Source organism: Stackebrandtia nassauensis DSM 44728 (assembly GCF_000024545.1).
In the GTDB taxonomy this organism is placed as follows: Bacteria; Actinomycetota; Actinomycetes; order Mycobacteriales; family Micromonosporaceae; genus Stackebrandtia; species Stackebrandtia nassauensis.
Genome location: NC_013947.1, coordinates 5,742,270 through 5,765,429, shown reverse-complemented (window position 1 = coordinate 5,765,429; position 23,160 = coordinate 5,742,270). Strand labels below are relative to the sequence as shown.

Sequence of the window (23,160 nt, the reverse complement as noted above, 5' to 3'; positions counted from 1 at the left end):
TGGGACTCCTCGTTACCAGCGTTTCTTCGGGATGCCGTAGCCCAGGGGCAGAACCGAGCAGCTGAAGCCGATGTCGGCGGCGAACCACATGCGGTGCAGTTCCACCCGGGCGCTGGCCGCGTCGGCTTCGACTGCCGCGCAGGCGTCATCCAGGTCGCTGGGGTCGGTGACGGTGACGGTGATGTAGCCGGTGGCCCGCACCAGGCCATGCCCGGCGGCTCGTTCGGAGTCTTGGGCTTCGGCGCGAGCCAGTGCCGCTCGCTCATGCTCGGGAACGACTTGCCCGGTGCGTTGGCGCATCCGCACGGCCACCGACCGGCTGGTGCGTTCCCGCATCACTTCTCGCTCCGCGGCTCGGGGCGCCAGCGGCTCGTAGTGCATCGACATCGACCGGCGATGGACACCTTCGGCTAGCAGCGGCCCCAGGACGGTGGGGTGGACTTCGCTCCTGGGCCATTGCGCCACCCAGTACGTCACCGAGGTGGCGCCGTCGTGGCGGTACACGCCCCTTCCAGCGTCGGCGAACAGCGGTCCCGCCGCCACCGGATCGGCGCCGACGCCAAGCCCATCGTTGTCGCCCTGGCGCGGTGTGCGGGCGCGACGCTCGGCCATCGGCCTGGTGGAATCGGGGTCGAAGCTGGTGCGGATGACTTCGGCGAGATCGCGCGGCGACAACCATTGGTCGAGGTGGAGATCGGCGGCAGCGATCTGCGGGGTCAAGGCCCGCAGCTGCCGTGTCAGCACCACTGCCGCCCCGGCCGAGCCGCCACCCGCGGAACGTATCGCGCTGGCAGCGCGCGAGGCATCCATTGTGAACGCCAGGTAGGTCTCGCGTGTGGACGTTGCCACGGTGGCCGTCGACAACAGACTCTCGGTGATGGCCACCGCCGCTTCGGGAGCGTCATCGGCCAGGTGCTCCTGGTGCCAGTTGCGTAGTTGCGCCCCCGACTCGGGCACGGTGCGCTGCAAGACCTGCATCCGCACGATCGGGTTTCCTTCGGTGCACAAACTGGCCAGCAGACCTCCCCACCCGTCGATACGGCGCACACGGTGATCGGAGTCGGCCAGGCCGATCCCGGAGAACCGCACCTTCGCTACGGCGGTGTAGGTGTGGTCGAGGCGGTGATGCGCGATCGCCAGTGGGATCGCCGAACCCGGGTATGGCGCCTCCAGGATCTCCAGCGGCGCGAGCACACCGGGCAGGTCTGGTTGTCCCGAGGCGGGGGCGTTGCGCCCTGTCGGCCGCCAGGGGCCGGCGACGAATTTGTGCAGGTTGCGCCATGCCCCCAGCTCGTACGACAGAGCCGAGGCGGCCCATTCATCGACGGTGCGGCCACCGATGCGCACCAGCGCCGAGGCGGCCAGGATCATGGCCATGGGCCAGCACACCCAGCCCGATGACACGGCTGATACCGCCAACGGCCACGCCGTCAACAAGGCCGCTGATCCCAATAGGATCGTGCGCCTGGCGCTGAGGCCGAACATGAAGTTTACTTTTTCGGGTTGCCAGCCGAAGTAGGTGCGCGGCTTCGACGAGGACTCGTTTGTAGACATGGAGTATCACCATCCTGAAGGGATTTATGTAGTGGATAGAGAGGTGTCTCAGCGCCGAGGCGGTGGGGGCCCGTGGAAGCGCTTGGGCTCACGGAGGTCGTGAACCGCCGAGACCGGTGGCGGTGACGGCACGTTCGTGGACGCCGAGGCCGGTTCGCGGCCCTCGCGCCAGTGCTGCCTGTCAGTGGTCGCTGGTGGGATGGGTGGCGGCGGTGGTTCGGCCGAGGCGGCGCGGTCAGCAACCGGTGTCGTGGTGGTGGAACGCAGTCCTGATGAGATGTCTCCGGCGACGGCAGGGATCGTCGGGTGTCCGGTGGGATGCCCGGCCGGAGTCGCATAGGGATTGGCGTTGTCGAGCCCGGCGTGCGCGGCCGTGGTTTCCATCCGCTGCGCCAGCGAGTTGGCGCCCTTTTGAGCGGCTTGCAGCGCCGCAACGACCGGTGCCAGGCCACCGGCGGCAGCAGCTGCCTTCGTCGCGCCCGCCGTGCCGCGGGCGGCCGACATTCTGGTCGCCGCGATCTGCATTGTGCGATCCGAGGTCGAGGCCCCGAACTCGGCGCCCGAGGCCGCCCCGGCAACACCGGACCGTTTGATCGTTGCCTGTCCAGCCGCGAAGCCAAGGACCGCACCCATGCCAGCCGCGCCACCGGAGTGGGCCGACATCCAGGTCATGAACTTCGCCAGGATCGGCCAGGCCAGTGCCGCGACCAGGAGCATGAGCATGCCGGTCAGGACTGACGACATCGACTTGCCTTTGCCCGCCAGCGAGAAACCCAAGGCGAAGATGATGGCCACCGTCGGCTTCAAGAGGATCAGCTGAATCGTGGCGCGCACGGTCTTGGACCACCACTGTTGCGTGTTCCCGCTGACCATTCCGGCTGCGGCGATCGGTGATGTGGCTACGAGCAATGCGATACCGACGTTGCGCAGCAGCAGTTCGCACCACAACACGACGACCACGAGCATGACCAGCAGCGCGATCAGCAGCATTTGTGGAAGGTTGGCGACGGTCTCGATTACCAAGAAACTCGACAGGCGTTTGGTCAGCTTCTCCACCGAGCCGAAGGATTCCTTGATGATCCACTTTGTCAGTTCGTCGGCGGCCAATAGCCCGGCGGTCGTCAAGCTGAGCGTCAGCATCATCGCCAGTGCGGCTTTGCCGACGCCGACGAGCCCTTCGGCCAGGGCTTTGCCTTCGTGGGTGATGGCCGTTCGCGCGGTTTGGAGCAGCAGGAGGATCACCGCGGCGAAGATGCCGATACCCATCGACAGCGAATAGACGTCGGTGACACCGGGATCGGTCACATCGATGTTCGGGAACTTCGCGAACGCCTTGGCGAACTCTTTGAGCATGTCGGCCGCGGCCTCGGCGAACGCTTGGCAGATGGCTTCGAAGGGATTGAGAGCCGCGTCGATCGCCCCGCCGGCTTTCTGTCCCTCTGCGACACACTCGGCGATATCGGCGGGGTTCGTGGAGAACGGGTTGCAGAAGGCACTCATCGGGTTACCCCGATCCAGCCCTTCGCGCGAGCTTCATCGCTACCCGGTGTGGTGTTCAGATCGGTGTAGTCGGTGTCGTCGTCTGATCGCACCAACTTCCAGTCGTCGCCGTTCCAGGCCATCGGCATCGTGAACACGCCGACGTCTTCCTGAGGTTCCCCGCTTCCGGTGTCTTTGGTGACGTAACACAGCAACAGCACCACCATGCTGTCGGTGGTTTCGTCACGCAGCTGGTAGGCAACGGGTGCCGTCACGATGGACGCTCCCTCAGGGACGTCCCCGGTAGGAGGCAGCCCCATCTGTTCGCGCATCGCGGTCACGGTGTTGGCCGCATCGGCGGGATCGAACCCGTTATCGGGGTCGTTGGCGACCTCAGCGACTTCAACCGCCCGGTCAGGGTCCAGGGTGGAAAGCACCTGCGAGGTGAACTCCACGGCCGCGGATACCGCGCCGACCTTGCTGTGCGGATAGCCGACGCCGACACCGGCTTCGGTGTCCTCGCCCGCCACAATCGGCAGTGACGATTCGGCACCGTCGGTTGACGCCGATGGGCTGGCCGAGGAGCCAGGCGATGCGGTTTCGGTCTGGCTGGAGTCGTCTCCGGTGACGATGACTCCGACGGTTATCCCGGCGGCCACCAACACCAGCCCCGTGATGACGGCTACGACAATGCGTCCGCGGCGCGGGGGCTTGGCGAAGAATTCTGACTGCGACATGGCATCTCCCGTGATTTCATCAGTGCGATTAGGACGCTGCGCCGAAGACCGAGTTGACGACCGGGATCGCCATCGCCGACACGATCACACCCGCCAAGCTCCACAGCAGAGAGACCTTGCCTTTGTCGACGGCGTTGGGCCGGTTGCTCATGCTGCCCGCGGCCATGAAGGCGCCCGAGGCAACCGCGCAGATCGCGCAGGTGATGAGTACGCCCCATTTCGAGTAGCTGATGAGCTGGTTGAGCCCCTTGCTACCGCCCGTGGGGTCTTTCGGTTTCGGATTGGGAATGTCGCCGAGATCGGCCAGGCCAGCCAGCGCGGCCAGGGCGTCGGAGCTTGCGTTGATGACGTGCATTGTCGTGGACATGTGGGGTCTCCCGTACTCAGGAGCTTCGACTACAGTCGAAGGGTGGACAGTGTCCGGCCACACTAGGACCGCAATCACATGACGACAACCGGTGATGTCCGCCGCAGGCGTAGAGCGTTATCAACTTGAGACATTTGGTGACGTTCCCGTTGCAAACGGTGATACTAGCTGGCACAAGCCGACAGACAGGGCAAACTGAAGAATGAACGACCCCAGGAACCACTCCAGCAACAGCGACCACGACGACGCCCATTCAGGGCGGGGGCGGCTCGCGCGCCGCCTGGACGCCCTGTTCGTCAACCAGGGTGTGTCGAACTCGAAGGTCGCCGACGATTTGACCAACGCCGGAGTCAAGGTTTCCCACGGCTACCTGTCTCTACTGCGACGCGACCAACGCGACGACCCCAGCTACCGCCTACTTCAGGCTCTGGCGGACTACTTCGGGGTCACCACCGAGTACTTCAGCGGCCCCGACCCCGACTATCAGGACAACGAAGTCGCCGCGGTCATGGAGATTGCCAACGCCGAACGCGTCCGCGCCATCGCCCACCACGCCTCCGGGCTGTCGCCCGAATCCGTCGAACTGATTCAGCTGATGATCGCCAAGGCCCGCGCCGCGGAAGGACTTCCACCCATCGAAGCCAAGGCACCGCGATCCGAAAACGCGGGGAATGACCCAGATGTTTCATCATCTGAAAACCCCGCGACTTGACCCCACCGACGCAGGCGACAACGCAGCGGTCGCCTTTGCATCCCCTGATTATCCTGGCGGAACGCACCGACCGTTACCGGTCGACGACCCTCCTTGGGGGAGTTATGTCCACCGCCTTGCCAGACGCTGACGCCGTGACTCAGCGACTGGGCCTGCCGCCTAATGCCGGCCTTGATGATCTTGTCGCGGCTATCTCGCGAATCCGAGGACGCGTATTCGAGATTCGCCGAATGACCGTCCGGCTGCCCCCCACTCGGCACGGCGTGTGGATCGCCACCGACGTTGCCGATCATCTCGTCGTCACTGCCGTGGCCACGCCGACATGCTTGCTGCACGACCTCGCCCACGTCATCCTCGGGCACACCATCACCCACAGCGAAATCCCGCAGACGATCACCTACACCAGCTACCAGGAAAAGGCCGCCACGCACCTGGCCGACCACCTGGCACAGACCTACCCCCGCCTCACCGCGGCCAAGAAATGACACTTGGTAACAAGTTCGCAACGCTACTTGACACCTAAGCGAACCTAGGGCGTAACCTTCGTCACCCACCGAAATCTTTACCACAGTAAAAGATCACGTGTTGCCGGGTGACGGACACTCACCATGACGTCCGGCCCCTGCCGCCGCGTTTCGTCAACCCTCGAAGGCGCCTCCATGTCTGAGTCTCACCCCCTCACTCTCAAAATCGGCCTCGCTATTGCGGCGGTGATGGTTCTGCCCCTCGTAGCTGTCGTCGCCCTAGCCATCGTCGCCGTTTCAACCGACGACGCGGCAGAATCCGGTGGCGTGACCTGTTCGATCACGAAGAAGACAGCCACCGCCCTGGGACTCAGCAAGACCCAATTGGGCCACGCCGCCACCATCTACGAAGTCGCGCTCGACAAGAGCATGGGCCGCCGCGCAGCCATCATCGGCATCGCCACCGCCATTCAGGAAAGCACCCTCCACAACTACGGCCACCTCGGCGACCGCAACGACCACGACTCCCTCGGCCTGTTTCAACAGCGCCCCTCGGCTGGCTGGGGCTCGCCCACTCAGATCACGAACCCGAAGTACGCCGCGGGCAAATTCTTCGATTCGTTGAAGAAGGTGAGCGGCTGGCAGTCCCTTCCGTTGACCGTCGCGGCCCAAACCGTGCAGGGCTCAGCATTCCCCGACGCCTACGCGAAACACGAACCCAAGGCCAAGAAGATCGTGAACACGCTGGAGAATCCGCGAATCTGCGCCGCCGGCACCGGATCAGGCAAATGGGCGAAACCAGTGAACGCTGGGATCGTCTCCGGATATCGGACCTCGGAACGCCCCGACCATCACGGCATTGACTTCGGCGCCGCCCGCGGAACCACCATCAAGGCCGTCGGAGCCGGAACCGTCAAGACCGTTACGTGCAACGCATCCACGGGAGCCGGGCAACCATACAGCTGCAACATCGACGGAGGAGTCCACATCATGGGGTGCGGCTGGTACGTCGAGATCCAACACGCCGACAAGACCGTCACCCGTTACTGCCACATGGTTTCCCGCCCATCGGTCAACGAAGGCCAAAAGGTCAACGCTGGCCAGAAGCTCGGAAAGGTCGGCAACTCAGGAAACTCCAGCGGCCCACACCTCCACTTCGAGGCGCACGGCGACTATCCGGCAGACCCTGGAAACGCGATCGACCCCAGGAAATACCTGAAGGATCGCGGAATTTCTGTCAGTTAACTCGATATGTAGGTTCTCATTTCCCTTAAGCAATTATCGCCGATCTGAGCAGTTGCTCAATCGGGTGAGAATCTGTCGGGTAGACGGCAGCGCTCGTCGATCACGTCGCCAACGACGGAGCGAGGGGGTTATCAGAGTTGAGGCGTTGGTTTGGTGCGCTTGACAATTCTCCAGTACTGGTTGTCGTATTTGACCGGAAGACCTAGCGGCGTGGATTCGAGCAGTTCGCCGTGGCCTTGATAGGACATGTGGTCCTTTGAGCCGCGTATTACGTGGTAGACAAGTTGTCGTCGAGCATCTTCAAGCGTCAATGCCGACTCGGTTGGAACCCAGCTCGGGTCAAGTTCGGGTTCGCCGTCGGCGTTGTGTCGGACGGAGGTGGATTCCAGCCAGTAGGGGCCGTTGCCCGAGAAGTCGGTGGGGTTGGCGCCTAGGGCTTCGAGTCCAGCAGCGAAGATCTCCTCGACCGCTTCGTTTCGGCTGAGCCGGTTCTGTTTCGCGAACTTGCTTATCTGTTCAGCAATGTATGGGGGCACCTCGATGCGGTGGCCATTGTTCTTTTGCATGGCTCTCCTTGTTGGTGTGTGCGGTCCCGAGTAGAACCCGATTTTCGCAGGTCCCTGTGACATAGCGCCAGTTCATGATGTCGGGTCAGGTCATATCCATCCCGGTTCAAGGTTGCCGACTTGAGTTCCGGGCAGACAGTGTTGACGGAACGAGGCGAGGCTTGAATGCAAGGAAGGTAAACAACCGACTCGTGACCTCATGGGTTCAGCAGTGGCCACGAGGACTTCTTGGGAGAATCAGCAGCATGAGCGCGAAACTACAACTTGTCATCGCGACCGGTGTCTTCACTCTTGTAGGATGACTCCTCGGCGCGGTGGTCGCGTTCCTGACCAACCGGAGCCTCCACCGGTCCGGCGCCAAGGAACGAGCCAGCGGACGCTCCCTCGATGCGTGCATCGACTTCGTCGGGATCTCACTCCATTACCTCACGGTCACACAGGAGTACATCGTTGAGCTCGCCAGCGTTCCGAACACGCCCGGAGGCGAGGAGGGGGCGGGGCTTACGGACGACATCCCCACCATGCGGCGGAACATCAGTTCCCTCGACAAGGAGTATCTCATCGCCGCGGTCAGAGCAGAGAGCTTCGCGCCCACCCAATCTGTCTTCAGTTTCATCCATACCGCTCAGGAATGCCAATCCGAAATGAAGGATCTGCTGAACAAATCGTGGTCAAGGAATCCTCCTGTCGACTGGGACGCCACGCGCCGGGGCGTAGCAATGAGGCATGACGCGGCAGCCCAGGACATGACCGAACAGCTCCGGCTCTACGGTGCGCAACATACCTACCTCGACTCGTTCCCGGGCAAGAGTTCCCGGCCAGAGAGCGAAATCGAAAGAACGCCGCCAACCTGACGGTCGCCAATCTCGGTGGCTGGTGGTCAGCGGGCTCAACGCAGTTACATTTCAACGCGCTCAGGCTTGGCAGCCAGTCAGAACTGACGGCGACGCAGTCACAACGCTGGGGTGGCCTGAGGGAATTGCTCATTCCCGTGAGAATCCGAGCTGCTCAAACCGGCGACAAATTGACCCGAGCTACTGGTCACGGCGTCCTCGGTGCTCAACCTCGATGAGACCCTACACGATAACAGTCGCGGTACTTCTGGGATCGATTCAGAAACGTTCCACTCGATGAGCTGGAGTCCGCGCTGTTTGTAGTAGTCCTGCTTCTCCTGTTTACGTCGTTCGTAAGACTCTCGACCGACGATTCCCCAAACTTCAATATATGTTCTTGGGTTGGTGTCGGTAATAACGAAGTCTGGCAGTACCACGTCACAATGCTGATATCGCAATGGTTTCAGGAAGCTCCGGTTGGCATCGGCAAGTGCATTGGCCATCGTCAATTCGTATCCCGAATCTACAGGGATCCATGACTGTGTCGTCGCCATGATGCCAGCTGTTGACAATCGCAGATACCCTCGCGTCGCCTTGTCGACAACCCACAAGCCAACTTGCCTGCCCTGTGCAGTCATCTGAGAGGTGAACGCAGATTGAAACCTCATGGTGAGTGTGTCCCACAGTTTTCGCGTCACGAATATGGGCTTTCGGAAGTTGCGCAGTCGAATCCGGTACCCGCGTGAAGTCGCCGCCGCGTCCTTGAATTCACCTAGGACGATCCCCAGGCGCGAGCGACGATTCTTTGAACCAAGTCCCGCCGCAAATGCGTTCCATGTGGCTTCGTTATTGGCCGCGCTTTCTTTCCGAAACGGCGGAACCACATACATCACTTCGCTCAAAGGCTGGTCGCCGAGGAAGCTGTTTTCCACTTGGCTTACGAGCGCGTGGTGGCACCTTCCCCACCATAGCCGTGACCCACTCCGGTATTCGTTGAGGCGGCTTTCCTCCCAGAGATATTCCAGTAGTCCCAGCAGCGTCAGACGGTGTCGATTCGAACCACCACCACGGTGATGGTCACCGAGCCCCGGCTTACTTCGGGTACCAAGATCCGTCGTCAAGCTGGTGGCGATCCTGAGATGGACCCCATCGCGTGATTCCTGGATCGCGGATTCGCTGAAGGCAGCGCGGCCGGTCAACCCGGGGTCTATGCCTCGGAAGGGACAATTTGCCGCATGGCCGATTCGGTCGCCGGGCCACCGAGCCAGGTGCCAGACGCCTTGGCGGCATCGGATGACCAGTTTCGATTGTGGGCAGTTGCATTCGCACCAGGCGTGCCCGTCTTCGGCTCTTGCGCTCGCCAGGATGCGCGCGCATCGTGCGCGGTCGCGGTACAAGTCGTCCAGACTCATCGACCGGTTGCCCACGCGCACGTTCGGCGAAGTGTTGGATCCGTCCGTCGTTCCGAAGTGCATTCTCCTCACCATCCCTCGTGGAACAGCGACACGAGGTACCCCGCAGCTTCGAGTTTTGCCACAGTGGAGGTAATCGATGCGCAGGAGGCATTCGTCCATACTCGAACCGCGTCGGCGATCGGCACAGGCAGGCGCGTTCGTAGTTCTTGGGCTCGGCCCCACGTGGCGATCATCGACCTGGTCCCGTGGATGCCGTAATCGCCATGATGGACGGTGAATGGTCGCCACGTGACAACGCGATGGTCCCGCGCCGCTTCGACAGCGGCGATCCCGGTTTGATGATCGCCTCCGCGGCCCAGCAGCGTCGCGGTCGTTCGGTGTTCCCAGGCGATGACGATCCGATCGCAGCGCAGCACCCCCGGCAATAGCCCGAGCTGGCGTATCGCGTCGCCGGCGTCTCCGCCCGAATGCGACGGCCGCGCGATGACGTATCCCTGAAGGCTGTCGAGGTGCTCACCGTCCCCGGAGAACATGTAGACGGTCGGAGCGGGCATCATGCCGCCGTGCGTGGTCATGGTTTCGATTGCGTGCTGGCAGTACTCTTCCAGCGCCTCGGCCGCTGCGGGGTGGTGCGCATCGTCGTACGTCATCACTCGCCCCCACCATTCACGTCGTTTGAAGCCGGTGTCGCGTCCGGCCACAGCAGAGCTACCAGGGGGCCGACCGGTACTCGGTACAGGTGCCCTGCGCGAAAGACCGTCACCGGGAAGTTGCCGTTGGCCGCGAGTTGGTATGCCAGTGTTCGGCCAATGCCCAGGACCGCGCCCGCCGTCTCCACGGTTGTCGTTGATCCGAGACTGAGCACTCGTTCCCGTGTCCACACCAGAGCTTTCCGGGGGATTCGTGTGGTTGACATTGTCGTTTCCTTCCTGTCGAATCGACAGACAAGCTGTCGTACTGATGGAAGCAATCCTGCAAAACCGCAGGTAAATCGTCAACGAATCCTCTAGGATCTGTCGATATGACAGGAATTGAAGGCGAAGGTCATACTCCGCCCAGCAGCGTCGCGCGGCATCGCCTGCGACAGCTGCGCGATCGACTCGGCCTCACCGTCGACGACGTCGTGGAGCGATGCCGCCGGCTTGGTGCCACGGACGTCACCGACAACATCATCTGGAACATCGAGTCCGGCAGGCGCAAGCTTTCACTGGATGTAACCGTGACGTTGGCGGCGGCGCTCGGTGTGCCCTTCATGTCGTTGCTCGTTCCCGACGATCCCGACGCCACCATCCACGCGACTCCAGCGGTGCCCGTGTCGCCGAATCGGTTCGCCGCATGGTCAACCGGCACCGCACCACTTCCGGGAGCTGACGCCGGCGCCTTCGCCGAAGCCGCGGCCGACCTGCCCCTGCCTGGCCGCGAGCCCGAGGATGTCGACTGGCAGTCGCGTGTTCGATGGGCCATCACTCACATTGATGACCATGCCGAGACCGCGGCCCAGAAACTCAACCAGAGTGCCCGCGACTTCCTCACTGCCTTCGAGGTTGTGGCTACAGAATCGCCTTCCGCGAAGGACGCGTTGAGTCTTTTGCAGCGACGTCTTGGATCTACTCCAGATGCCAGTAAGGATGATCCTTAGTGGCGTGTCAAGCGTGGGAGAGCCAGGCTCAATCCCAGATGACAGTGCCGGTTTCTGGGTTGCCCTCGTGGATGATCGCGAAGGCCCAGTCGTCTCGGCCCGGTTCAGGCGGGACGATGCCTGCCTTGCTGACGCGCTGCATGATCTGGGCGGGGTCGGTACCGTCCAGGACGGCGCGCAGCAGCTCCCGATTGAGTTCGGGATCATCGGTGACGGGAATGTCGTCGAACTCTTCGGGCTCAGGATGCAGGTCATAGGTGTCGGTCAAGTCAGTGCCTTTCCGGTTCCCCGATACTCCCTGTAATAGAAACGGGTCTCGCCGGTGCGGTCGATGTATCGGGCGTGTACGTGCAGCGTAGATCCCACAGGCAGCAAGTCGGGGAGGTTTCGCGCGCAGCCGTCTGGTCCAGAACAGGGGCGAGCATTGAGGTAGACGCACCCGTCGGTGAATCCCTTCTGCCGCATGTACGCGGCAATCTTGCCTTCGATGTGCCAGGGAGCTTTTCGGGATCGCCACTGCGGGTGAAGATCGCTTTGGGGTCCGACTTCGAGCTTGCTGGCCTGCATCGGGCGGGTGTTCCATCGCTTGCCGGGCGCGATGAACAGGTTCCCCTCGGCGGTTCCGGCCTGGTCGTAGGGTTTGAGCCCTTGCCAGCAGGCCGGGTTGAATCGCCGGGGGTCGAACGGCGGCTGCTCCGTCGGACGGGCTTCGAGAAGCCCGAGCCGCTTGGCGAGCGCGTGGAAGTCGATGCCGCCATCTGGGAGACGTGGGGTGCTGTCGAGGCTCTCGGCGGCTGCTGGCGGTGGTGCTGCTTCTGGTTGAGCCTCAACGGTTGTGGTCGAGTTGCCGATCGCCGCCAGGTATGTATTGAGCTGGGCCGAGGCGGATGCTGCTGCCGTGTTGCTGTGCTCGATCGCCGTGATGGCGGCAGTCAGTGCGGCCAGCACGTCACGCAGCCGGTAGGAGGAGGAGCCGCAGGCAATGTTCTCCATCCGGGTCGACGACCGCGCGACGTGCTGGATGCCTTGAGCCGCTAAAGTTCGAGCTTCGCCCACTTCGGCGACCGCGTTGTTCACGGCAGCGACGAGCTGTTCAAACGTGGTCATATCGCCAACCTACGGTGCGGGTTCGTCGGGTGGTGTCGCGTTGAGGTCGATGTGCCGTTCGTGCGCGAAGGCTTTGGTCAAAGTGGGGAGCTTCGCTGCGGTGTCGGTGACGGTGGAGACGTCGATTTGGACGTTGGACAGCGCGACGAGCATGTGGTGGAGCTGGAAGGCGGCATCGTCGAAGCCCGCAGTGAGCGTTTTGTGGTGGAGCTGGTAGCCGTCGGCCAACAGGCCAGACAGCTCAATGGCGGTCTGGGCGAACAGGCGATTGAGGTCCGTGCTGGCCGTGCTGACCCGATCGTGGACCGCCAGAATCCTGCGGCACAGGTCGCCGGCCTGGCCTCCGTCGGACTTGGGAGTCGGCGCGGACGGTTCGGTTGCAGTGGTGGGTTCGGACAAGGTTGGTGCCTCCTTCGGTGTTGGTTATGACAGGTTGAGCAGGCATTCCCAGCTGGCTGGGGTGCCTGGTGTGGGGAGGTCTTGGTGTTCGGCCAGCGCGAGGGCGACACCGGCCGCGCCGGTCAAGAGGCCGGGTTCAACGTGGGTTTGGCCCTGGTCGCGATGCTGGAATCCGAATCGGTGGCTCGAGTCGAAGTAAGCGCTGATGGCTTCGACGACGGCCCCGGCAACAGGGTGGTTGTCGGGAGCCGATTGAAGGAACCCGGCGTAACCGTGGCACAGCGTCGGTCCCTCCACGTCCCACTCGGCTGGTTTCCGGGAACCCATGGTGTCCACCGCGGAGATCGCGGCAGCCTGTAGGTGTGGGTCGTCGAGTGCGAGCCCGGCGAGGTGTAGGGAGCGGCTGATGCCGGGGGTGCCGTAGCACCATGCGTCGGCGCGGCCCGGAGTCGACGGTGGTTGGGCGGTGTCGAGTTCGTCGCCAGTGACCGACGGCGGCCAGGTGCCGTCATCTCGGCGCCAGTCCAGGAGCCAGTCGGCGGCGTGGTCGATCCCTTCGGCCTGGCCGGGTACGGACCATCCGGCGACGTGTGCGGTGGCAAGGAGAGCCAGGGGACCGGCGACGCCGTGGGCCAGGCCGGTGGTTGCTGCTCCCGACGGGTGGATTCGTGCGAGATTCGGATGGTTCTCGGCAGGCATCCACCATCCTGGACGTCCGGTGTCGCGGGGTTCGAGGATCGCGGTCAGCGCCGTCAGCGCTGCCATAAGGCCCGATTCGACGTCGTCGTATCCCGAGCTTTGAGCCGCCAGCAGTACGCGCCCGATTCCTGATAGGCCGGTGATCGCATCGTAGACGTCCCAGGTGAGTAGGTCGGTGCGCTGGTACAGGTCGGCCGCATCGCGGGCGCACACAGCCAGCCAGGAAGCACCCGCAGCGGCAGCGTGGTGACGGTTGCCTTCGGGGAGGTAGCCGGTGCCGATGATGAGGGAAGCAGCCAGGCCGCCTTGCCCGCCAGCGATACCGCTGAACCCGTGTCGGTGATTTTTAAGGTGAGCGGCGGCGGCAGTCCAGTGCTGCTGGGCAGCGCGAGCGAAGCGCGGATCAATGTGCGCGAGGCGGGCGTGCAGCAGCGCGGTCCCCGCCAATCCACGAGTCAGCGAAGCCGCATCGGCTCTGCCTACCGCGTTGAGGACCGCTTCGGGTTTAAGAAGCCGATCGGCAACCGTCAGAACTTGTTCCTCGATGGTGGTCATGGGGCCTCCCGCGCGATGAGATCTACGGCGAGTGCGCGTGCGATGCGCTCACGATGGTTGTCGCCCAGGAGACGGTTGGCGTGCATATGAATCAGCGATGAAGCGCAGTCGATGCGGCGGTCCGGTGGCAGGACCGCGCGGTATGCCGTCAGGGCAGCGGTGCGCTCATACCACAGTGGCCGATGAGCGGGCGTGCCGTCATCGATGGAGCGGGCGCGAGGCCGGACACGGGCATGGGTGCGACGGTCTGCCCTCTCCAGACGGTGCGGAACCAGAGCCGCGCGGTTCCCGTCGGCGACGATGCGGACGATCTCGGCGGCCGAGGCGGCGGTCAACGCCAGGCGCTCATCCGGGTCGGAGCTTTCGGCCAGGAGATGTGCGACAAGGTTGGCGTCGTGGTGGAAGGTGTCTTCGACGTATTCGATCGCGTGCTCGCCGCCGTAGCGTTCGATCTCTTGGCGGTACTCCTCGATCCCGAATCCACCGGACAGACCATCAGTGGTCAGGTTCGCACAGGTGTCGCCCAACAGCGGGAGTAGTTGCCCGCCCAGGGGCCTCGGGTCGCCGCGGAACCGGACTCGAAGGTGGGGTCCGCGCGCGGGAGTGTGGTAGCGAATCCAGAACCATCGGTGCCACAGCCCGGTCGCGTGGTGCGCGGCGTCGGCGAGGCGAGCCAGCACGGCGTCTTGAGTCGACGGTGGAGCATCGATGGCCAGCGACAGCCATTCGCTCCCCGGCGTGAACACGCTGTGTCTGGATTGGCGTGCCAGCGCCGGCGCCGGTGGTGCGGTCTCCTCGGTGTGCGAAGCGGAGACCGGCACGACAATCTCCAAGACGTGGTGCCCTCTTTCTCCGAGGGCCACGGCCTGAACCGCGTCGGGGCCGCCAGGCGGTTCGGTCACCGCGGTCACGTCTCGGTTGACGTAGCGGCGCAGGAGTTCGCGGTCGTCGCCACGATCGAGGTCAAGGGGAAGTTTTCGGTCGCTGGTGTCGATGACGACGGTGGCCGGTGGAGCGGGCCGGGCGCTGGTGCGCCAGCGTCGCAGTGCCGTGGCCCATGTCGACCGGTCGGTGGCGGCGTCTCGGACCTCTTCGGGGAGTCGCCAGCGGGCCGGGGACAGGATGACGTCGCGGAAGCGCACCCGTGGGGTGAAGGGGGCACGCTCGAATGGTCCCCATGTCCACGGGCTCAACCCGGTGTTGCCGTGCTGGCCCAGCAGGCACAAGAACGCGGCCACGGGTGGCATCAGGTGGTGGCCTACCTGGTTGTGGTGGACGGGCCGAACCGGCCGGTTGTTCTGTGTGGACCAAAGCCTCAGGCGGGCGCCGTCAGAGACCACAGCGAGGTCGTCCAGCGCGAGGTCGCCGGACTGGGGGATCGTGCCGATCGGGATGCGCCACGGCGCGTTGTCCGCGCGGCCGGTCAGCGCCGCGACGGTGTGGGACGTGGGCCGGAATGCCAGTTCGGCGGTCATGGTGCCGTGCCCTGGGTCGCTCGCAACGGAGGCGTCGGGGAGCAGGCCGGCGAACCGGGCGCGAGTTGACCCGGCCGGTGAAGCCATGTTGGTGACGGCCAGGACGAACTTCCCGGCGTCGCGGTCGTGTTCGTCACGGGCAACGACCGTCGCGTACAGCTCAGCCGAAGGTTCGCAAGCGTCACTGGGGCGGCGCTGGTCGAGCGCGGTGATCGTTGCCGCGTCCAGCTGTACCTCCATCTTGTTGGAGGTCAACGCAACGTTGATCAGCCGGGCCAAGGCTTCAGTGGATTCCGGAGGGGGCACTACTTCGGTGTTGCCGGGGTCGCAACCCAATCCGGTGACGGGGTCGCACACCTCCAGCAGGGGCACGAGACGGCCGGTGCCGTAGCGGTGGAGGAAGCGTTCGTGCCATTCGGCCAGCGGATCATGCCGAGGCGGCATGCGCCACAAGACGTTGGCGGCTTGAGCGGCCTCTTCGGCCACGCGTGCCGGGATGGAGATGTGGGCGTTCATCGCGGTGTCGGTGCAGATGGGTCGCCAGGTCGCGAACAGGTCGTCGGCGATATTGCGCGCGGTCTTGAGCGCGGCCATACGTGCTGGGTGGCCGGGCGGGTGTGCATCGGCTTCGGCCAGCGCGGCGCGCAGCCACGACAGCGGTTCGCGTACCGGTTCGGACGCCGGGAGTTTGGCCAGGAGGTGACCGAGCGGGTCAGTGCAGGTATCGACGGGATCCAGGTCGGTCAACAAGAAACCGCTGCGGGTCAGCTGCCGCATGACCACCTCAACCGTGGTGTCCTGGATGCTCGGCCACCGTTGTGTCAGCGCGGTGGTGATCTGCTTCCACGACGCACCGGACCGAGCGACGTCCAGGACGACTTCGACGGCCTCGGTGCGGCGAACGCTCATGCGCTGCGGTCCGGTTCGCGGGTCGCTGGAGGGGCGTTGGACATCCAGGCGGTCACCGCGCCGCGCCGCGAGATTGTTGGTCGTATAGGTCAGCGCGTGCAACACGGCGGCGCTGTCCAGCACGCGATCACCGATCTCATGGACCCACACGGGATTGGGGTACGACCGGACTTTGTGCTCGGTGCGGACGGACAGGGTCGACGCCGCGACGTTGATGTCCAGTTCGGTGACGCCCGCGAACACGCCTTGCGGGGTGGTGCGTCGCCGTGCGCGGATGTCAAATGCCCGTTCGGTGGCGCGGCGCTGCTCGGCGCTGTCGGGGGAGACATCGGCGTGGATCTCGGAGCAAAGGAACATCCCCTCGGCCACGACAGGATCTATCGAGGTGTTCGGGCTGGGATCGTTGTGCAACAGCGGAAGCCGGGCCAGCCCGGACCGGGGATCCGCGACGCGGAACGGCGTAGTGAATGCCGTCCCGCGTCGCGTGCTGTGGCTGGTCATCAGCAGTTGGCCGAGCATCCGACGGACGTGCAGGAGTTGGAGCAGCCGTCGTTGGTCGGGTTGCAGCGGCTCAAGCTCGGGCCCTCGGCCTCGATGCGTACGTCGAGTTTGAACAGGTCCTCAAAGGCTTCGATGTCCGTTGTGGCTTCGAGAGTGGGCTTCATGGTGTTCTCCTATCGTTGTGGTTGGGATTTCCTGAGGTTCTGAGGCAGAGCTCAGCTTTTACGCGGGTCGGACGATGACCCGGGAGTGCCGCTTGTCGATGGTCATGAGCGCGTCGGCGGTGTCGCCTTGCCCCGATGGGTGGATCTCAATGTGGACGCCGGTGACCGACTTGCGCGCCCGGTCCCAGGCGTAGACCCGTTTGGTCAGCTCATCGACCATGGCTTGCGCTTGCGGCCCGTACGCGCAGGTGCCCAGTTCGTACAGCTTCGGGTGCAGCGGGCCGTAACGCTTCGTCAAGTACCCCACCGCGTCCGGGGTCGCGGCGCCCATGCTTCCCCAGCCGTTCATGGGTTCGGCCAGCCCGCGCTCGGCGATGGACGGTGGGGCCAGGATGCGGCAGAAACCGTCCATATCGGCCATGTAAAAGTCCAGCAGGTCTAGTGGCGCGTCGATGAGAATGCCCGTCCATTCGACTTCCCCGGAATCGGCAATCGCGTCCTTGAGCGCTTCGACGTCGAGGTCTTGACCGTCATCGATACGGACCACCACGTCCTTGGCGATCTGGACGTTGGTCTCGATGACTTCGCCGTCGCCCCTGACTGGCATGAACCCGCAGTTGACCGCGCTCTTCGAGTGCCACACGCCGTGTTCGTCCCGGGTGAACGCGACCGAACGGGTCAAGCCGTTCATGCGCAGCGGGACGACCATGAGCCCGTCCGGTTTGAGCTGCTCGACCCAGTGCTCCGGGATGTCCCAGGCCCCGGCCGTAGCGATGACCCGGTCGTACGGAGCGTTCGCGGGATATCCGTATTCGCCGTCGCCGCAGATGACCTCGACGTTCGTAGCCCCGGTGAGCGCGAGCGCGGTGCGGGCGTCTTCGGCGACATCAGGCTGAATATCGATGGTGGTGACGTGACCGCTGGGCCCGACCAATTCGGTCACGTAGCCAGCGTTGACGCCGGTCCCGGCCCCGATCTCCAGCACCGTCATGCCGGGCCGCAGCTCAAGCTGGTCGAGCATCATCCCTTGCAGCCACGGCGCGGACGCCGAGCTAGTGGCGATCCCGGCCTCGTCGCGACGCGTCACCACCGTGTCGTCGGTGTACGCCTCTTTAAGCGTGGCGGCCGGAACGAATCGGTGCCGCTCGACTTTGCGCATTGCCGCCGCGGTCGCGTCCGACAGTTTCGCCCACTTGACGATGCCGTCGACCATCGCGTTGCGCATCTGCGCGGCATCCTCGGTGACATTGACAGTAGAAATTGGACTTCCCCTTCTCGTTGCGGTTGGTGTTATCGGTTCATCGTGCGCGAGCGACCGTAAGCGGCCACCCCGCGATGTCGGCGTGTCTGAGACAACCAGCCTCACGTGTCCCCCTGGATGGTTGAAGGATGTTCGTAGACGGCGACGATGCCGACGTACAGACGGATCGAGGCGGGGAGGGCAATCGACCAGGAACAGGCACAGTCGTCGCTGTCGCACAAGCGCTGCGCGGCGTCGTCGTACTCGCTTCGGATCGCGACAGCGCGCTGCGGGAACTCGGCAACGATATGGTCGTGTGCTTCGGCCATCTGGTTCCACAACCAATCCAGTGCCCGGCGTTCGTCGGCCCATTGCCCGATGCATGTCGCGGAGAAGCGGGTCCAGTGTCGAGGGTGCAATGGCGGGAAGTCCCGGGATCGGCGCAGCATGTCGGTGTGCCCGCACCAGCGGTAGCCGCGCCATACGATGCGTCCCAAGACTTTCGCCTCCATTGTGTTTACTTGATCTCGATGAGTCCGATGTAGTCCAAACCGGCCAGGCCGATCAACGCGATCGTCCCCGCGAGGGCGAGCAGGCCCCATGCCTTGTTCGCGGTCTTCGCGCGCGACTCGCGGCGTCGCTTGCGGTAGGCGGGACTGAAGATGCTGAGAATCCAGCTCGGCCCGCCGATGACGACGAACAGGATGACGGCCAGGACGGCGATGCCGTTCATGTCAGCAGCTCCAGACGGAAGCCCTGGCTGACGGCGTGGGCGCGGTCGCGGGCGTCGAGCTTGCGAAACAGCCGCCGCGCGTGGGTCTTGATGGTGTCCTCGGTGACGAACAGTTCGCGTCCGATCTCGGCGTTGCTCTTGCCTTCGGCCATGCCACCGAGCACTTCACGTTCGCGGTCGGTCAGCGTCAACGTCCCTGAGGGTTTCGGCCGCGACAGTGCGCTGGGCAGATCCCGTGTCGGCAATTCTCCGCTGGGCAGTTCAATGCGGACACCGAGCGAGCGCAGCAGCGTGACGGCGCCGAGGGCCGCCCGCGTTAGTCGTTCGGGGCGGCGCAGTCCCTGAGCCTCGTTGTGCAGGTCGGTGATGTGGACACCGAGCCGTGTCCACACCTTGGGGTCGGTGGCGGCCGGCTGACGTTTGGCCAAGGCGTATGTAGGGACAGGTGCGTTGACAGTTGTCATGGATGGGTTTCCTTTACATCTCGAAGGGATTCACCAAGCTGTTTGCCGCACGGCGTAGTGGGTGACGGCTGGCGGCGGCCTCGACGCGCCGGTCCTTGAGTCGGTGCGCGAGGGCGCGGTCATGGTCGGTGTGGAAGCTGCGGTCGCCGAGTCGCTTGTGTCCGATCCACTCGACGACGGGGCATCGCGGGTCGCTGAGGCTCACCTTCACCAGAGCGTGCGTAGCCAGCAGGAGCGACCGTCGTTGGTAGGCGGTGCGTGCTCGGCGGGCCTTGGGCAGGAGCCGGAATGTCTGCGTCCATACCGCTCGGTCGATGTCATCGGCGTAGCCCAGTCGGTGTCGTCCGCAGTACCACTCGATACGGTCGGCGCCGGTTGGCTCCGTGCCGGTGCAGTGGTAGTAGAAGTGCCTCCCGTCGAAAGCACAGTCGATCGGGTGGCCGCACTCGACCATCACCGCAATGTCCGACAGAAGCGACACCCGCTGGTACAAGACGTAGTCGCTGGGAAGCGTCAGCTCGTCATACATCGCGGGGAGTCGATGATGTCGGGTCGATCGATGGGAGAAGAACACCCGAACCCTCCTGTCGGTGTCGTGGTGGGCGGCTTGTTGTGTGGTGGCCGCCGCGCTCGTCGGTTGGCTGTCCGAACGCGGCGGCCCCGGGGGAAGAGGAGGTCAGGTCTCGTGGTGGAGGAACGTGTTGGGGGGCATATCAATCCACTGGAGCTCGGTCGCCCCACGATGGCCGTGCTTGCGTTCGATCGTTCGCCAGTTGTCGAACATGGCGCTGGAAGGATCCGAAGAGTCCCAGCGCATCCACGCGCTGCCGTCCGAGCAGACGACCCCGACCGCGACAACCCCGGTCCCTGACACGCCGGAGACGTCCTCGTATCGAACGAGTTTGAACCTCCACATGTTGCGCGGCGGTTGGGTCGCGGCGGCATGTCTAGCAGGTACGGGTGCTGCGAGCATGAGGTTTCTCCTGTTCGGTGTCTGGGTGTGGGTGGCCGCGCTGCGGTGCCCTGGTCCGAAGCGCGGCCACGAGTGCGGGCTGCGACGAGGTTTCGGCGCGGCGCTGCTGTGGGATCGGCCATTGGTGATCGCCGCACTCGGGGCCACAGACCATGACGTACTGGTCCGGGGACAGGCGTACCGCCTCCACCGGGAATCCACATGGGGCGATGAGGGGCGCCTCCGGACTGGGGGCGGCATCGAACTGAACCTCTGGCAATACCGGTTCGGGCTCGATCGGGGACTGGTGGGACCTCATTGGACCGCCTCTTTCGCCGGTCGCGCGGAATAGGGAACTGTCGACACTGTGACGCGACTCTGTAGCTGTCCGCGACGACGTTTGAGGCGTCGTTCCGGCGACATAAAAGGCGTCATTTCGGTGACGTTGACGGTGGTAACGTGGAGCGCATGACGAACTCGACGTTGCAAGCAATCCGGAAGGGGCTGCTGCTGTCTCAAGACGAATTCGCGCGTGCGCTCCGGGAAGCCGGACAGCGCGCGGGAGTCCCCAACGACGCGTCGAAACGCCTGGTGCAGCGATGGGAATCCGGCGAGAGCGCGTCGCCACGTCCGGTCTATGCCCGAGCGCTCGAATCCGTGACCGGCCTGCCGATCACCGAGCTCGGATTCGCTGTACCGGTTCCGGCCGCTCGGGTGACCCCCAACGGTCAAGGGGGACACGACGTAGCCGCGAGCGGGCCCGACTTCGAGGTCATCGCGCCCGTTGCGCATGCCGGCAAGAACGCGACCTCGACGAACTATTCGGGCATCTGGCTGTCGCGTTACGAGTACTACTCCTCCGGGCGCGGCGACACCTTCATCGGCGTCCACTACGTCCTGGTGCTGCAACACGGCGACCGACTGACCGCCCGCAGCCTCCCCGGATCCTCCGACTCGCCGCTGACGATGGACCTCACCGTGGACGGTTCCGTTGTGACGGGAACCTGGGTGGAGCAGACCCACAAGGACGGGTACTACCGGGGAGCCCGGTACCACGGTGCGATCCAGATGATCGCCGAACCAACCGGCCGCAAGATCAGTGGAAAATGGCTCGGCTTCGGCAAGGAAATGGAAGTCAACAGTGGACCATGGGCGTTGATCTTCCAGGACGCTTCGACTAACAAGTCCACGATGAACAAGTACAACAAGCGCCCGCCCGTGGAGTGAAGCCGCCCGCATCGGCGCGCTCATCCGTCGCACTCTTTCGCGACGACGGTCTTGTTGCCGGTGCCGTCACAGCTTTCGCACATCTCCGCGCGAAGTTGACCGTCGACTTCCTTGGCCACGAAACCGTTCTTGCAGTCTTGGCTTCGACATGGAATCGTGACCGGACCCGACGATCTCGGCGTCGGTGCCGTCGATTGTTTGGTCATGGCCGTCAGCTCCTCGATCTCACGGACGCCCCGTCCCCACCGGCGGGGCGTCCTGCTGTGATGCGACTCGGTGTGTGATTGAACCCACCGATAGAATCGACGCTAAAGGAACAGTCAGTAATTGACTAGGTGCGAAACGGGGCCATGAATAACCGGTCGTAAAAAACCGGTCAAAAAACGACCAACTCCATGGGAGGGGTCATGTATGAGACCATGTGACTATGAGTAGCAACCTGAACCCAAATCTCGCGAAGATTCAACTTGGTCGGTTCCTCAAGGAGTACCGGCTCCGTGCCGGGCTCAAACCAGGAGACGCTGAGGTCGTCAAGATCGCCAAAGCCAGCAAGCTCAAAGCGATCGAGGCCGGACGCGTTCAGTCGTTCAGGTATGCCGACATTCTCGCTTTCGGGTCCATCTATGACGTCACCCGCGATGAACTGGACAACCTCACCGAGCTTCAAGAAGCCAGCGAGAAACCTGGGTGGTACCACCAATTTGACGTCTTGGAGGCATTCACGACGTTCCTGACGATGGAGAGCGTGGCGTCGAAGTTGCTCATCGTCGAGATCGAGTTCATCACCGGCCTGTTCCAGATCCCTGAGTACACAAATGCGTTGCGCGAGTTCAACTTGGAGAACAAGGGTGGCGCCGACAAAGGTGTCAAATCCGAACGTCAGGAACTGGTCCTGGACGGGGAGCAGCCACCTGAGATCGTCTACATCACCAGCGAGGCGGCCCTGAAGCGTCAAGTTGGCGGACGGAAAGTGATGAAAGCGCAGCTTGAGCACCTAGTGACGATGTCCGAACGGCCGGGCATCGACATCCTCGTGCTCCCGTTCAGCCTGGGACCGCACCACGCCATGTTTGGACCGTTCACCATCATGTACTTCGACGGCGGGGAGTTCCCCACCACGGTGTATCTAGAATCCATCGATGGAAGCCGCTACGAGGAGGGCGAGAGGTTCATCAAGCTCTACGAAAGCGTCTCCGACAAGACCCGCAAGCAAGCGATACCGATTAAGGATTACGCACATGGTTGACCCACGGTGGCGCAAGTCGAGCCGCAGCAGCGGCAGCAACAGCAGCCAATGCGTTGAGGTAGCGAACCTGATTCCGGCCATCGGTGTCCGGGATTCCAAGCACCTCGACAGCGGCGTCCTCACTGTCCCCCACAACGACTGGATCGGTCTTGTCGCTTCGGTCAAGTCCAACCAGTTCGATTCACGATGACGCGTCAGGCCCTAGCGTGTGAGCCGGCCCCGACGGTGCTACTGAATCGGTCTCCAGACTAACTACCAGTCGCGAACTTTGCGCATCCCAACGAAGGGCCCTCTGCTGGCAGGCAGGGGGCCATCGGCGTCTGCACTGGCAATGCCGGGCGTCGAACATCGACGCGACTGTCCTTTCCAGATTCAGAGTCGCACCGTCCATGCGTTCCGCTTTCTGGCGGTGGAGTGTAGCCGCCTGTCGCGGGGTCGCAAGGCGCCCGAAAACCCCGCCGGGGTTTTCGGGTTCGGT

General features: G+C 63.8%; 26 protein-coding genes and 1 pseudogene. 8 read left to right on the top strand and 19 right to left on the bottom strand.

Features of this window, described 5'->3' with window-relative positions; translation table 11 throughout:
* Positions 1-12 precede the first annotated feature (12 nt).
* From SNAS_RS26850 to SNAS_RS26835, 4 genes are read right to left on the bottom strand one after another with little or no spacing between them, the layout of a single operon-like run.
* Complete coding sequence (locus tag SNAS_RS26850) at positions 13-1,554, bottom strand: PrgI family protein (RefSeq protein ID WP_013020637.1); 1,542 nt, start codon at positions 1,552-1,554, stop codon at positions 13-15.
* Positions 1,555-1,602: 48 nt separating this feature from the next.
* A complete protein-coding gene (locus SNAS_RS26845; RefSeq protein WP_013020636.1) occupies positions 1,603-3,054 on the bottom strand; it encodes a TrbL/VirB6 family protein in 1,452 nt (483 codons plus the stop codon).
* Positions 3,051-3,770 carry a DUF8175 domain-containg protein gene (locus SNAS_RS26840; RefSeq protein WP_013020635.1) on the bottom strand — a complete coding sequence of 240 codons (720 nt, stop codon included), beginning with the start codon at positions 3,768-3,770 and terminating at the stop codon, positions 3,051-3,053. The genes SNAS_RS26845 and SNAS_RS26840 overlap by 4 nt, the downstream gene beginning before the upstream one ends.
* A 28-nt stretch (positions 3,771-3,798) precedes the next feature.
* A complete protein-coding gene (locus SNAS_RS26835) occupies positions 3,799-4,137 on the bottom strand; it encodes a hypothetical protein (RefSeq protein WP_013020634.1) in 339 nt (112 codons plus the stop codon).
* 202 nt (positions 4,138-4,339) lie between these two features.
* Between SNAS_RS26835 and SNAS_RS26830 the strand changes: the two genes are divergently transcribed.
* The 3 genes from SNAS_RS26830 (at position 4,340) to SNAS_RS26820 (ending at position 6,558) form a co-directional block, all read left to right on the top strand.
* The gene (locus tag SNAS_RS26830; protein ID WP_013020633.1) at positions 4,340-4,849 is read left to right on the top strand and encodes a helix-turn-helix domain-containing protein; all 510 of its coding nucleotides are present in this window, start codon (positions 4,340-4,342) and stop codon (positions 4,847-4,849) included.
* A gap of 134 nt (positions 4,850-4,983) precedes the next feature.
* On the top strand, positions 4,984-5,334 hold the full coding sequence (locus SNAS_RS26825) for a hypothetical protein (RefSeq protein WP_144300650.1): 351 nt from the start codon (positions 4,984-4,986) through the stop codon (positions 5,332-5,334).
* 174 nt (positions 5,335-5,508) lie between these two features.
* Positions 5,509-6,558 carry a M23 family metallopeptidase gene (locus tag SNAS_RS26820; protein ID WP_013020631.1) on the top strand — a complete coding sequence of 350 codons (1,050 nt, stop codon included), beginning with the start codon at positions 5,509-5,511 and terminating at the stop codon, positions 6,556-6,558.
* A 131-nt stretch (positions 6,559-6,689) separates the two neighbouring features.
* On the opposite strand, the gene SNAS_RS26815 is transcribed toward SNAS_RS26820, so the two are convergent.
* The gene (locus SNAS_RS26815; RefSeq protein WP_013020630.1) at positions 6,690-7,124 is read right to left on the bottom strand and encodes a hypothetical protein; all 435 of its coding nucleotides are present in this window, start codon (positions 7,122-7,124) and stop codon (positions 6,690-6,692) included.
* A 314-nt stretch (positions 7,125-7,438) separates the two neighbouring features.
* On the opposite strand from SNAS_RS26815, the gene SNAS_RS26810 reads away from it, so the two are divergent.
* Complete coding sequence (locus SNAS_RS26810) at positions 7,439-7,978, top strand: hypothetical protein (RefSeq protein ID WP_013020629.1); 540 nt, start codon at positions 7,439-7,441, stop codon at positions 7,976-7,978.
* Positions 7,979-8,076: 98 nt separating this feature from the next.
* Here SNAS_RS26810 and SNAS_RS34490 read toward each other — a convergent pair whose 3' ends face one another.
* Entirely contained in the window at positions 8,077-9,369 is a 1,293-nt protein-coding gene (locus tag SNAS_RS34490) for a DUF1173 family protein (protein WP_244409182.1), read from the bottom strand.
* 68 nt (positions 9,370-9,437) lie between these two features.
* On the bottom strand, positions 9,438-10,022 hold the full coding sequence (locus SNAS_RS35430; protein ID WP_013020627.1) for a hypothetical protein: 585 nt from the start codon (positions 10,020-10,022) through the stop codon (positions 9,438-9,440).
* 371 nt (positions 10,023-10,393) lie between these two features.
* Here SNAS_RS35430 and SNAS_RS33395 point away from each other — a divergent pair, with 371 nt between their 5' ends.
* Positions 10,394-11,011, top strand: a complete 618-nt coding sequence (locus SNAS_RS33395) for a helix-turn-helix domain-containing protein (RefSeq protein WP_013020625.1) — start codon at positions 10,394-10,396, stop codon at positions 11,009-11,011.
* A 28-nt stretch (positions 11,012-11,039) separates the two neighbouring features.
* On the opposite strand, the gene SNAS_RS26795 is transcribed toward SNAS_RS33395, so the two are convergent.
* The 11 genes and pseudogenes from SNAS_RS26795 to SNAS_RS26755 form a co-directional block, all read right to left on the bottom strand.
* The gene (locus SNAS_RS26795; protein WP_013020624.1) at positions 11,040-11,279 is read right to left on the bottom strand and encodes a hypothetical protein; all 240 of its coding nucleotides are present in this window, start codon (positions 11,277-11,279) and stop codon (positions 11,040-11,042) included.
* Positions 11,276-12,118 carry a DddA-like double-stranded DNA deaminase toxin gene (locus SNAS_RS33390; protein WP_013020623.1) on the bottom strand — a complete coding sequence of 281 codons (843 nt, stop codon included), beginning with the start codon at positions 12,116-12,118 and terminating at the stop codon, positions 11,276-11,278. The genes SNAS_RS26795 and SNAS_RS33390 overlap by 4 nt, the downstream gene beginning before the upstream one ends.
* A 9-nt stretch (positions 12,119-12,127) precedes the next feature.
* Positions 12,128-12,517, bottom strand: coding sequence for a hypothetical protein (locus tag SNAS_RS26785; protein ID WP_013020622.1), 390 nt, complete (start codon positions 12,515-12,517; stop codon positions 12,128-12,130).
* A gap of 24 nt (positions 12,518-12,541) precedes the next feature.
* Complete coding sequence (locus SNAS_RS33385) at positions 12,542-13,771, bottom strand: lanthionine synthetase C family protein (RefSeq protein ID WP_013020621.1); 1,230 nt, start codon at positions 13,769-13,771, stop codon at positions 12,542-12,544.
* Positions 13,768-16,656 carry a lantibiotic dehydratase gene (locus tag SNAS_RS26775; protein ID WP_244409074.1) on the bottom strand — a complete coding sequence of 963 codons (2,889 nt, stop codon included), beginning with the start codon at positions 16,654-16,656 and terminating at the stop codon, positions 13,768-13,770. Before SNAS_RS26775 ends, SNAS_RS33385 begins: the two co-directional genes overlap by 4 nt.
* Positions 16,656-16,820: an FxLD family lanthipeptide gene (locus SNAS_RS34480; RefSeq protein ID WP_013020619.1), complete on the bottom strand. Its 165-nt coding sequence runs from the start codon at positions 16,818-16,820 to the stop codon at positions 16,656-16,658. Before SNAS_RS34480 ends, SNAS_RS26775 begins: the two co-directional genes overlap by 1 nt.
* 58 nt (positions 16,821-16,878) lie before the next feature.
* Positions 16,879-18,045 carry a methyltransferase, FxLD system gene (gene fxlM / locus SNAS_RS26770; protein WP_013020618.1) on the bottom strand — a complete coding sequence of 389 codons (1,167 nt, stop codon included), beginning with the start codon at positions 18,043-18,045 and terminating at the stop codon, positions 16,879-16,881.
* Positions 18,046-18,182: 137 nt separating this feature from the next.
* Positions 18,183-18,557 carry a hypothetical protein gene (locus SNAS_RS35990; protein ID WP_169313926.1) on the bottom strand — a complete coding sequence of 125 codons (375 nt, stop codon included), beginning with the start codon at positions 18,555-18,557 and terminating at the stop codon, positions 18,183-18,185.
* Between the two features lie 20 nt (positions 18,558-18,577).
* Entirely contained in the window at positions 18,578-18,793 is a 216-nt protein-coding gene (locus SNAS_RS26765; protein WP_013020616.1) for a hypothetical protein, read from the bottom strand.
* Positions 18,790-19,050: pseudogene (locus tag SNAS_RS37835) on the bottom strand (response regulator transcription factor); the annotation flags it as partial. The gene SNAS_RS26765 and the pseudogene SNAS_RS37835, both read right to left, overlap by 4 nt.
* Positions 19,051-19,270: 220 nt before the next feature.
* Complete coding sequence (locus SNAS_RS26755) at positions 19,271-19,786, bottom strand: hypothetical protein (protein WP_041625200.1); 516 nt, start codon at positions 19,784-19,786, stop codon at positions 19,271-19,273.
* Positions 19,787-20,677: 891 nt separating this feature from the next.
* Here SNAS_RS26755 and SNAS_RS26745 point away from each other — a divergent pair.
* Positions 20,678-21,436 carry a helix-turn-helix domain-containing protein gene (locus SNAS_RS26745; protein ID WP_013020612.1) on the top strand — a complete coding sequence of 253 codons (759 nt, stop codon included), beginning with the start codon at positions 20,678-20,680 and terminating at the stop codon, positions 21,434-21,436.
* A gap of 20 nt (positions 21,437-21,456) precedes the next feature.
* Here SNAS_RS26745 and SNAS_RS35420 read toward each other — a convergent pair whose 3' ends face one another.
* Complete coding sequence (locus SNAS_RS35420; protein WP_013020611.1) at positions 21,457-21,642, bottom strand: hypothetical protein; 186 nt, start codon at positions 21,640-21,642, stop codon at positions 21,457-21,459.
* 221 nt (positions 21,643-21,863) lie between these two features.
* Here SNAS_RS35420 and SNAS_RS26740 point away from each other — a divergent pair, with 221 nt between their 5' ends.
* Together SNAS_RS26740 and SNAS_RS26735 are read left to right on the top strand one after the other, a co-directional pair.
* Positions 21,864-22,682 (top strand): helix-turn-helix domain-containing protein, encoded by an 819-nt coding sequence (locus SNAS_RS26740; protein ID WP_013020610.1) that lies wholly within the window; start codon positions 21,864-21,866, stop codon positions 22,680-22,682.
* Positions 22,675-22,872, top strand: a complete 198-nt coding sequence (locus SNAS_RS26735; protein WP_013020609.1) for a DUF397 domain-containing protein — start codon at positions 22,675-22,677, stop codon at positions 22,870-22,872. Before SNAS_RS26740 ends, SNAS_RS26735 begins: the two co-directional genes overlap by 8 nt.
* The last annotated feature ends 288 nt before the right edge of the window (positions 22,873-23,160 follow it).

Coding starts and splice junctions, on each gene's coding strand:
- SNAS_RS34490 (WP_244409182.1), bottom strand. CDS start 9,369: ATGAGTCTGGACGACTTGTACCGCGACCGCGCACGATGCGCGCGCATC.
- SNAS_RS26835 (WP_013020634.1), bottom strand. CDS start 4,137: ATGTCCACGACAATGCACGTCATCAACGCAAGCTCCGACGCCCTGGCC.
- SNAS_RS33385 (WP_013020621.1), bottom strand. CDS start 13,771: ATGACCACCATCGAGGAACAAGTTCTGACGGTTGCCGATCGGCTTCTT.
- SNAS_RS26745 (WP_013020612.1), top strand. CDS start 20,678: ATGACGAACTCGACGTTGCAAGCAATCCGGAAGGGGCTGCTGCTGTCT.
- SNAS_RS26755 (WP_041625200.1), bottom strand. CDS start 19,786: ATGTATGACGAGCTGACGCTTCCCAGCGACTACGTCTTGTACCAGCGG.
- SNAS_RS26815 (WP_013020630.1), bottom strand. CDS start 7,124: ATGCAAAAGAACAATGGCCACCGCATCGAGGTGCCCCCATACATTGCT.
- SNAS_RS26735 (WP_013020609.1), top strand. CDS start 22,675: ATGGTTGACCCACGGTGGCGCAAGTCGAGCCGCAGCAGCGGCAGCAAC.
- fxlM (WP_013020618.1), bottom strand. CDS start 18,045: ATGCGCAACGCGATGGTCGACGGCATCGTCAAGTGGGCGAAACTGTCG.
- SNAS_RS26830 (WP_013020633.1), top strand. CDS start 4,340: ATGAACGACCCCAGGAACCACTCCAGCAACAGCGACCACGACGACGCC.
- SNAS_RS26820 (WP_013020631.1), top strand. CDS start 5,509: ATGTCTGAGTCTCACCCCCTCACTCTCAAAATCGGCCTCGCTATTGCG.
- SNAS_RS35430 (WP_013020627.1), bottom strand. CDS start 10,022: ATGACGTACGACGATGCGCACCACCCCGCAGCGGCCGAGGCGCTGGAA.
- SNAS_RS26740 (WP_013020610.1), top strand. CDS start 21,864: ATGAGTAGCAACCTGAACCCAAATCTCGCGAAGATTCAACTTGGTCGG.
- SNAS_RS26845 (WP_013020636.1), bottom strand. CDS start 3,054: ATGAGTGCCTTCTGCAACCCGTTCTCCACGAACCCCGCCGATATCGCC.
- SNAS_RS26765 (WP_013020616.1), bottom strand. CDS start 18,793: ATGAACGGCATCGCCGTCCTGGCCGTCATCCTGTTCGTCGTCATCGGC.
- SNAS_RS35420 (WP_013020611.1), bottom strand. CDS start 21,642: ATGACCAAACAATCGACGGCACCGACGCCGAGATCGTCGGGTCCGGTC.
- SNAS_RS33395 (WP_013020625.1), top strand. CDS start 10,394: ATGACAGGAATTGAAGGCGAAGGTCATACTCCGCCCAGCAGCGTCGCG.
- SNAS_RS26840 (WP_013020635.1), bottom strand. CDS start 3,770: ATGTCGCAGTCAGAATTCTTCGCCAAGCCCCCGCGCCGCGGACGCATT.
- SNAS_RS26850 (WP_013020637.1), bottom strand. CDS start 1,554: ATGTCTACAAACGAGTCCTCGTCGAAGCCGCGCACCTACTTCGGCTGG.
- SNAS_RS26775 (WP_244409074.1), bottom strand. CDS start 16,656: ATGACCAGCCACAGCACGCGACGCGGGACGGCATTCACTACGCCGTTC.
- SNAS_RS33390 (WP_013020623.1), bottom strand. CDS start 12,118: ATGACCACGTTTGAACAGCTCGTCGCTGCCGTGAACAACGCGGTCGCC.
- SNAS_RS34480 (WP_013020619.1), bottom strand. CDS start 16,820: ATGAAGCCCACTCTCGAAGCCACAACGGACATCGAAGCCTTTGAGGAC.